Source organism: Mesorhizobium sp. M5C.F.Ca.IN.020.32.2.1, from assembly GCF_004023105.1.
GTDB classification, from domain to species: domain Bacteria; phylum Pseudomonadota; class Alphaproteobacteria; order Rhizobiales; family Rhizobiaceae; genus Mesorhizobium; species Mesorhizobium wenxiniae.
This window is the reverse complement of sequence record NZ_RZSX01000230.1, coordinates 1-7,871: the sequence shown is the minus strand read 5'-3', so window position 1 is coordinate 7,871 and position 7,871 is coordinate 1. Positions and strand designations below refer to the sequence as shown.

At 62.8% G+C, this 7,871-nt stretch carries 10 protein-coding genes and 1 pseudogene; 9 read left to right on the top strand and 2 right to left on the bottom strand.

The window, feature by feature from the left end; genetic code table 11:
* The 6 genes from EOA86_RS13860 to EOA86_RS13835 all read left to right on the top strand — a co-directional run.
* Window positions 1–337, top strand: a 337-nt coding sequence (locus EOA86_RS13860; protein ID WP_164891742.1) for a cell wall hydrolase, incomplete at its 5' end; no start/stop codon positions are given.
* 242 nt (window positions 338–579) lie between these two features.
* Complete coding sequence (locus EOA86_RS13855; RefSeq protein WP_128342158.1) at window positions 580–978, top strand: AtpZ/AtpI family protein; 399 nt, start codon at window positions 580–582, stop codon at window positions 976–978.
* Between the two features lie 71 nt (window positions 979–1,049).
* The gene (locus EOA86_RS13850) at window positions 1,050–1,808 is read left to right on the top strand and encodes a F0F1 ATP synthase subunit A (RefSeq protein WP_029355511.1); all 759 of its coding nucleotides are present in this window, start codon (window positions 1,050–1,052) and stop codon (window positions 1,806–1,808) included.
* Window positions 1,809–1,886: 78 nt separating this feature from the next.
* The gene (locus EOA86_RS13845; protein ID WP_023799397.1) at window positions 1,887–2,111 is read left to right on the top strand and encodes a F0F1 ATP synthase subunit C; all 225 of its coding nucleotides are present in this window, start codon (window positions 1,887–1,889) and stop codon (window positions 2,109–2,111) included.
* Window positions 2,112–2,187: 76 nt separating this feature from the next.
* A complete protein-coding gene (locus EOA86_RS13840) occupies window positions 2,188–2,787 on the top strand; it encodes a F0F1 ATP synthase subunit B (protein WP_128342156.1) in 600 nt (199 codons plus the stop codon).
* A 10-nt stretch (window positions 2,788–2,797) separates the two neighbouring features.
* Window positions 2,798–3,289, top strand: coding sequence for a F0F1 ATP synthase subunit B (locus tag EOA86_RS13835; protein ID WP_128342154.1), 492 nt, complete (start codon window positions 2,798–2,800; stop codon window positions 3,287–3,289).
* 273 nt (window positions 3,290–3,562) lie between these two features.
* On the opposite strand, the gene EOA86_RS13830 is transcribed toward EOA86_RS13835, so the two are convergent.
* Together EOA86_RS13830 and EOA86_RS13825 are read right to left on the bottom strand one after the other, a co-directional pair.
* A complete protein-coding gene (locus EOA86_RS13830; RefSeq protein ID WP_029355520.1) occupies window positions 3,563–4,258 on the bottom strand; it encodes a ribonuclease HII in 696 nt (231 codons plus the stop codon).
* 154 nt (window positions 4,259–4,412) lie between these two features.
* A complete protein-coding gene (locus EOA86_RS13825; protein ID WP_128342153.1) occupies window positions 4,413–5,567 on the bottom strand; it encodes a PA0069 family radical SAM protein in 1,155 nt (384 codons plus the stop codon).
* Between the two features lie 151 nt (window positions 5,568–5,718).
* Here EOA86_RS13825 and EOA86_RS13820 point away from each other — a divergent pair, with 151 nt between their 5' ends.
* The 3 genes and pseudogenes from EOA86_RS13820 to EOA86_RS13810 form a co-directional block, all read left to right on the top strand.
* Window positions 5,719–6,225, top strand: coding sequence for a glycosyltransferase (locus EOA86_RS13820; RefSeq protein WP_128342151.1), 507 nt, complete (start codon window positions 5,719–5,721; stop codon window positions 6,223–6,225).
* Between the two features lie 240 nt (window positions 6,226–6,465).
* Window positions 6,466–7,350 (top strand): cyclase family protein, encoded by an 885-nt coding sequence (locus EOA86_RS13815; protein WP_348633346.1) that lies wholly within the window; start codon window positions 6,466–6,468, stop codon window positions 7,348–7,350.
* 193 nt (window positions 7,351–7,543) lie between these two features.
* Window positions 7,544–7,871 (top strand): annotated as a pseudogene (locus tag EOA86_RS13810) (MBL fold metallo-hydrolase); the annotation flags it as partial.

The following is a 7,871-nucleotide window of genomic DNA, read 5'->3' as shown; positions in this document are numbered from 1 at the left end:
CGCCGTCGCCCAGGTCATCCTCAATCGCGTTCGCAATCCGGCCTATCCGAGCTCGATCTGCGGCGTCGTCTATCAGAACGACAAATGGTTCAACCGTTGCCAGTTTTCCTTCGCTTGCGACGGCAGGAAGAAGCGTATCCAGAGCCCCTCCCACTACAAGACCGCGCAGGATATCGCCATGGCGGTCACTGCCGGCAAGATCTTCATCCCGGAAGTCGGATCGTCGACCCATTACTACGCCAACTACGTCAACCCGGGTTGGGCGCGAACGATGAAAAAAATGACCAAGATCGGCCTGCATATCTTTTACCGCACCTATGGCGGCGGCTGGAGCTGAGCGCTCCGGCAAGGCCCCGGGCGCGGCCGATCGAGGACCCGCTGCCGGAGGGATTCGCTCGCGGCACGCCAACGACGGTAGCGGGCACGATGTCGCACCCTGGCAAGAGCTTGATTTAAATAGGGAAAATACTTAAGGCTGAAGTCCCGCCCGTGGCTTGACGGGCGCGGACCCTCTAACTATGTTGCCGGCGACTTAAGAGCGGACGGACGGCGACGATCTGACCGGGCAAGGGGGTTGCGATGGCCGACACCAACGGGCCAGACGGAACCGGAGAAACCGGCCGCGGCAAACAGCGTCAAGCCGACATCCGCGACGACGATCTTGAGCGCCGCCGGCGCAACCTTGAAGCATCGCTTGCGACAAGGCGGCCGGGCCGGCTCGAGGGGAAAGACGACGCGAAAGCGGGCAGTGCGGCCGGATATGGCCAGGCGCTCAAGCTATCCAGCGAGTTCATCGCCGGGATAGTGGTTGGCGCTGGTCTCGGCTGGATCATCGACCGTCTGGCGGGGACCTCGCCATGGGGGCTGATCGTTTTTTTGCTGCTGGGTTTTGGCGCCGGCGTTCTCAATGTCCTGCGCTCCGCGGGACTTATGGCGGAATTCGGACAGGGCGACAAAACCCGCGATCCGAAAGAATGAACTTGAGGCGCCGCTTGCCGGCGCAGTGAACAGGACACTAAAGCCGCGTGCGGCTTTGATGGGGATTTAAAGTGGCTGCTGACAAGGTCGATCCGATCCACCAGTTCCATATCAACAAGCTGATTCCGATCGAGATCGGCGGCTACGACCTGTCCTTCACCAATTCGGCGCTCTTCATGGTCGCGACCGTCGCCGTCGCATCGGCGTTCCTCTATCTCACCACCTCGAGCCGCAGCCTCGTTCCCACCCGTCTTCAGTCGGTCTCCGAAATGGCCTATGAATTCGTCGGCAACATGCTGAGGGACGCGGCCGGAACCCAAGGCATGAAGTTCTTCCCCTTGGTATTTTCGCTGTTCATGTTCGTGCTCGTTGCCAATCTGCTCGGTCTTTTCCCGTATTTCTTCACCGTCACCAGCCACATCATCGTCACTTTCGGCCTTGCCGCGCTGGTGATCGGAACTGTCGTCGTCTACGGCTTCATGAAGCACGGCCTCGGTTTCCTGAAACTGTTCGTCCCTCATGGCGTGCCGATTTACCTGCTGCCGCTGGTGGTGCTGATCGAGGTGATTTCCTTCGTCTCGCGCCCGGTCAGCCTCTCGGTTCGTCTGTTTGCCAATATGCTGGCCGGCCACATCACGCTGAAGGTGTTCTCGGGCTTCGTGGTGAGCTTGAGCGCGCTTGGCACGCTCGGCGTTGCCGGATCGGTCCTGCCGCTGGCGATGGCCGTGGCGCTGACGGCGCTGGAATTGCTGGTCGCCTTCCTGCAGGCCTACGTCTTTGCCGTGCTGACCTGCATGTATTTGAACGACGCCCTGCATCCCGGGCACTGACCCAGGCTGGCCAAGAGTTTCCGGCATTGCTGCCGGATGGAATTGCAACGGAATTTTAGATCCAAAGGAGTTGAACAAATGGAAGCAGAAGCAGCAAAGTTCATCGGCGCCGGCATCGCATGCCTCGGCATGGGTGGCGCCGGTATTGGCCTCGGCAACATCTTCGGCAGCTATCTGGCGGGCGCGCTGCGCAACCCGTCGGCTGCGGATGGCCAGTTCGGCCGCCTGATCTTCGGCTTCGCCGTGACTGAAGCGCTGGGCATCTTCTCCCTTCTCATCGCGCTTCTGGCCCTGTTCGGCTGAGCCCCTGTTCGGCTAAGATTGGGAATTGGACGGGCCGGCCGCAATCGGCGGCAGGCCTGATATCAGGGGATAGTCCATGTTGGTGACATCTGCCTTTGCGCAAGAGTCCGCACCCGCCGTTGAAGGCGGCCATACCGGCACGGAAGGCGATACGCATTCCGGGACCGGCGTGCCTGCCGAGGCGCACGGCGTGTTCCCGCCATTCGATCCGGCGACATTCCCGTCGCAGCTTCTGTGGCTGGCGATCACCTTCGGGCTGTTCTACCTCTTCCTGAAGAAGGTGGTGATGCCGCGTGTCGGCGGCATCATCGATGTCCGCAACGACCGCATCACCCAAGATCTCGATCATGCCGCCAGACTGAAGGGCGAGGCCGATGCCGCCGTTGCCGCTTATGAGCAGGAGCTGGCGGAGGCCAAGGCCAAGGCCAATGCGATCGGTCAGCAGGCCAACGATTCCGCCAAGGCTGAAGTCGAAGCCGCCCGCAAGAAGGTCGAGGAAGCGCTTGACCAGAAGCTTGGCGAAGCCGAGGCTCGCATTTCGTCCATCAAGGCCAATGCCATGAAGGAAGTCGGCACGATCGCCGAGGACACTGCTTCGGCCATCGTCGAGGCGCTTGTCGGCGGCAAGGCCAGCAAGGCCGAGATCGCGGCAGCCGTCAAATCCGTGGCCCGGTGAGGAGCGCATCATGGACGCCACATCACTCGCGACGCTTTGGGCCACCGTTGCCCTCGTCATTTTCCTGGCCATTGCCCTCTACATCAAGGTGCCGAGGCTGATTGCCAAGGCGCTCGACGCCCGCGCCGACAAGATCAGCAACGAGCTTGAAGAAGCTCGCCGGCTGCGCGAGGAGGCCCAGCAATTGCTCGGTCAATACCAGCGCAAGCGCAAGGAAGCCGAGCAGGAGGCCGCCGACATCGTCGCCGCCGCCAAGCGCGAGGCCGACATGCTGGCTGCCGAGGCGCACAAGAAGACCCAGGACTATGTCGCCCGGCGCACCGCGCTTGCCGAACAGAAGATCGGTCAGGCCGAGCGCGAGGCGATCAGCGAGGTGCGCGCCAGCGCCGTCGATATCGCCGTCGAAGCCGCCCGCACGCTGCTCGCCGGCAAGATTGACGCAAAGGCCGGCGCCGACCTGTTCAAGGCCTCGCTTCAGGAAGTGAAGTCCAAGCTGAATTAAGCGACTTCATCCAGAAGCCATCGAAAGCTGCCCGGGAAACCTGGCGGCTTTTTTGTTGGGCGACAGTGGAGATTGGCGAAAACGGTCGAGCGCACAATCTCCCCCCTTGAGGGGGAGATGTCGCCGAAGGCGACAGAGGGGGTCGCCTCAGCGTCGCGACGTCACATCGGATAACACGTCGGATGAAAGAGAAGGTCGGCGCTTCACGCGCGGCGACACCCGCTGGCCTGCCGGCCATCTCCCCCTCAAGGGAGGAGATTAGCACCGCTTTCGCTAGTCCAGGCCGGAAAGGCTCTCTTCATCGAGCACTTCGGTTCCGCCAAGCCGGAACGGTGCGAAGGACGCGCGGTGCAGCCGCGCCACCGGTCCATGCATCTCGATTGCGGTGCGGTGGCGGACCGTGGCGTAGCCCATATGCAGTTCGAACCCGTAATGCGCGTGATGGCTGCCGCAGCCGCACATCATGCGGTCGCGCATCACCTTGGCGACGATCGAGGCGGCGGCGATCGACTGCGAGCGTTGATCGCCCTTGATCAGCGCTCTTCCTTCGCATGGCAGTCCGGGCGGCACGTCTCGGCCGTCGGCTAGGGCCAGCTTTGGCTGCACCGAGAGCCCGACCAGAGCGCGGCGCATCGCCTCGAGGCTGGCCTTGAGAATATTGCTGCCATCGATGCCTTCCGCGCTGACCGAGGCCATCGACACGCCAAGAGCGGAGCCGAGGATTTTCAGGAACAGTGCCTCGCGCTGCAGATGGCTGAGGCGCTTGGAATCGTCGAGACCATCGGGAATGTTGGCGGGATCGAGTACCACCGCTGCCGCGACGACTGGCCCGGCGAGCGGGCCGCGGCCGGCTTCGTCCATTCCCGCCACCGGCCACAGGCCTTCGGCCATCGCCTTCGTCTCGAAGGAGAAATCGGGTCTCTCGACGATTTCGAAGAGAAGCGGAGAATCAGAACGCGCGCGAGCCATGTTGCGGCGAGGTTCGCATCGGCTCCGATTCTCCGCAAGCCCCTCCGGGTCGGTGAGGCACCGGACTCGGAGGGCACCGTCTGCAAGCCCGGGGACAGGACAGGCCGGACGGGATTTTTCCATGTGCCGCCGGCTGCTGCGGCACATGATGCCTTCAAAGCAGCATCAGTTGCTCGGTTGCCTTGGCCGCAGCGACGAACTGGTCGGTCCTGAGCGACCGCCGCTCGGCATTGAGGCCAAGCCGTTTGGCGGCGATCTCGAAGCGCCGGCCGATCTGCCAGGCATACGGGCCAGAGCCGTTCATGCGCTTGCCCCATTCCGAATCGTAATCCTTGCCGTCGCGCATCGAGCGGATCAGCGACATCACGTGACGATAGCGGTCGGGATAATGGCGCAGCAGCCAATCCTTGAAGATCGGCGCGACCTCCAGCGGTAGCCGCAGCAGGACGTAGCCCGCCTCACGCGCGCCCGCCGCGTAGGCCGAATCGAGGATGCGCTCCATCTCCTGGTCTGTAAGGCCAGGGACGATCGGTGCGACCATGACAGAGGCCGGAATGCCGGCATCCGAAAGCCGCCTGATCGCCTCCAGCCGCTTGCTCGGCGTCGAGGCGCGGGGTTCCATGGTGCGCGCCAGCATGCGGTCGAGCGTCGTCACCGACAGCGCCACCTTGGCTAGTCCGCGCTCGGCCATGCGCGACAGGATGTCGATGTCGCGCGTCACCAGCGCGGATTTGGTGACGATGCCGACCGGGTGGCCGCGCGCCTCCAGCACTTCGAGGATCTCGCGCATGATCCGGTACTGCTTCTCGATGGGCTGGTAGGGATCGGTGTTGGTGCCGATCGCGATGGTGCGCGGCTGGTAGCCGTCCTTCGACAGTTCCTTGTCGAGCATGCGCGCCGCATCCGGCTTGGCGAACAGCTTCGATTCGAAATCCAGCCCCGGCGACAGCCCCATGAAGGCATGCGTAGGCCTGGCGAAACAGTAGACGCAGCCATGTTCGCAGCCACGATAGGGGTTGATCGAGCGGTCGAAGGAAATATCGGGTGATTCGTTGCGGGTGATGATGGTGCGCGGCTTCTCGACCTGCACCTCCGTCTTGAACGGCGGCAACTCCTCCAGCGAATTCCAGCCGTCGTCGAAGACATGCCGGCTGACCGGCTCGAACCGCCCGGACGGATTGATGCCCGCGGAACGGCCGCGATTGCGCTCCGGACGCACGCGCATCCCGCTCTGTTCGATCATCGCATTGGCCATCTCGGCTCTTCCTGCTCCGAAGGCTGCAATGTCGGCACGCACGATCTGTTCCATTTTCGCCCTCTCCCAGGGACTGTCGGCTGGCTGTCGAATCGCTCTGTTCATGAAATTATTCCTATTTCGTCTGCTAGAACAAATCAAGAACAATTTTATGATGCGACGCAAAAACTGGCGCTGCGCCCGGCTTTCCGGTATTCGGCTAACGATGCTCAGCGTTCTCATCCAGACCCTGAATGACGAGGAAAGACTTGCCCGCACGCTCGCCTCGCTGATCGGCGGCGCGGTCGAGGGCGTGGTGCGCGATGTCATCGTCTGCGACACCGGCTCGACCGACCAGACGCACCGCGTTGCCGAACATGCCGGTTGCCTTTATGTGGCGAGCGGTGGCATTGCTGCCGGCATCAGGCAGGCCAAGGGCGACTGGCTGCTGCTGCTGGAGCCGGGCGCACGGCTGGCGGAGGGCTGGATCGACGAGGTCGTCGCCCACACCGCCAGGCAAACCATGCCGGCGCGGTTCTCGCGGGCGCGCGGCAGCCGTGTGCCGTTCCTGTCGTGGGTGTTTTCGGGAAACCGGGCACTGGCCGAAGGGCTGGTGATCAGCAAGCGTCAGGCCGTGGCCATGTCGAAAAACGCCCGCAGCGCCGAAGCCATCGCGCGCGGCCTCGCGACCAAGAGGCTCGACGCCGAGATCTGGGTGGCGCCGGTGAAGTGAAGGGCGTCCCTCTCCGGTAAGCGGACGAGGGAAGAGCGCGTCCTCCGCTGGGATGAGGCGGCGCGCAAGCCGTGGGCGGAAAGCGGCTTGGTGGAAGCCGTATTGGCGCGACACTCCTGCGAGGAATGCATATGCTTGTCGTCCTGCGGGGAACTCGCGATACTCGGCGACGTCTAGGGGAGATTGCAGATGAATGTATCTCAATTCGCTCGTATCGCCTTACTCGGAGCCGCTTGGTCAGTGCCCGCGATCGCGGTGGCGCAGGAATCGTCCCTTTGGTCGGTTTATGAGAACACGCTCAAATCGGCCAAGTACATAGATCTGACCCATGCCTTCGAGCCGGTGCAGCCCGTATGGCCAGGCTTCGCAAATGCTAAGTTCAAACCGGCTGTCGCCGGCAAGGATATCGAGGGCTACGTTAAGGCCGGCGAAGAGTTCACCTACGACAAGCATGGGTTCGTCGCGAGCGCCTACGAGTTGACGACGGACCAGTATGGCACGCAGCTCGATCCGCCCTCCCACTGGAACCCACTCGGTGCAACGATCAGCGACCTGCCGGCCACTTATGCCGTGCGGCCGCTCGTCGTAATCGACATCAGCGGCAAGGTGCAGACTGACGAAGGCTATCACCTCCAGGTCGCTGACATCGAAGAATGGGAAAAGGAGCACGGCCGCATACCGGAGGGTTCGGTCGTCTTTGTGCGTTCGGATTGGCACAAGAAATGGTCCGATGCCCCCCGCTTCAACCAGAAGCCGTTTCCAGGCGTCAGTTTGAACGCGCTGAAGTTTCTGCATCTGGAGCGGAAGATTCTGTTTCATGGTCATGAGCCGCTCGACACCGACACCACGCCCAATCTCGAAGGCGAACATTGGCTGCTTCACAACGATTTCACGCAGGCAGAAGGCGTTGCAAATCTCGATAAGGTGCCAGAGGCCGGGGCGTTGGTCACAATCGGCTTTGCCAAGCCGCTCGGTGGGTCAGGCGGATATGCGCGTTACATCGCTATTGCACCCGCCGACTGGACGGAGGGCGTTTCGGTCACCGAAGCGCCTGGTGTGCCGCTTTCCCGGCAAACCGCACCGCTCAAGCGCGACGAGAACGGCGTCTTCCGTCCGACGCCGTGATCACTGGCGATGTCAGTCGGGAGGCCGAGCCATGGCGCGTTCCATTCCGCGCGATTTGTCGCGCAAGTCGGGACAAAAGGTCCAGACTACCAACCCCTCCGGCGCTCGCGAAAACGTGACTGTCCCGACGATAGCCATCGCAATTGCTAGCGTTATCGTAGCATGAGCGCCGATCCTGCCACGGGAGGCAGTCATGCTCCGCCTATCTGCTGCCGTTCTGCTGACCCTGGCTTTCTGGCCGTTCGCCGCGTCGGCCCAGGAAGAGCCGCCGCCATCGAGATGCGTTGCGATCGCCGAAGCGCTGCCGTCGGCCACCTATGCCAGCTTCACAGCGCCAAAGGCGCAGACGCCTCTGCTGGCCGAGGCTTTCGTCGACGGCGACGTTACGATCACCTATGCCGGCCATTCGACCTACATCATCGAGACGCCCGCTGGCGTCAGGATCGCCACCGACTTTTCCGGCGTCTATGGCGCCGACCCGCTGCCGCGCGTGGTGACCATGAACAAGGCCCACCGCACCC

What these genes read in the sequence shown, in the direction of transcription:
- EOA86_RS13820 (WP_128342151.1), top strand. Translation starts at nt 5,719, where the DNA reads ATGCTCAGCGTTCTCATCCAGACCCTGAATGACGAGGAAAGACTTGCC.
- EOA86_RS13825 (WP_128342153.1), bottom strand. Translation starts at nt 5,567, where the DNA reads ATGGAACAGATCGTGCGTGCCGACATTGCAGCCTTCGGAGCAGGAAGA.
- EOA86_RS13830 (WP_029355520.1), bottom strand. Translation starts at nt 4,258, where the DNA reads ATGGCTCGCGCGCGTTCTGATTCTCCGCTTCTCTTCGAAATCGTCGAG.
- EOA86_RS13840 (WP_128342156.1), top strand. Translation starts at nt 2,188, where the DNA reads ATGTTGGTGACATCTGCCTTTGCGCAAGAGTCCGCACCCGCCGTTGAA.
- EOA86_RS13855 (WP_128342158.1), top strand. Translation starts at nt 580, where the DNA reads ATGGCCGACACCAACGGGCCAGACGGAACCGGAGAAACCGGCCGCGGC.
- EOA86_RS13845 (WP_023799397.1), top strand. Translation starts at nt 1,887, where the DNA reads ATGGAAGCAGAAGCAGCAAAGTTCATCGGCGCCGGCATCGCATGCCTC.
- EOA86_RS13835 (WP_128342154.1), top strand. Translation starts at nt 2,798, where the DNA reads ATGGACGCCACATCACTCGCGACGCTTTGGGCCACCGTTGCCCTCGTC.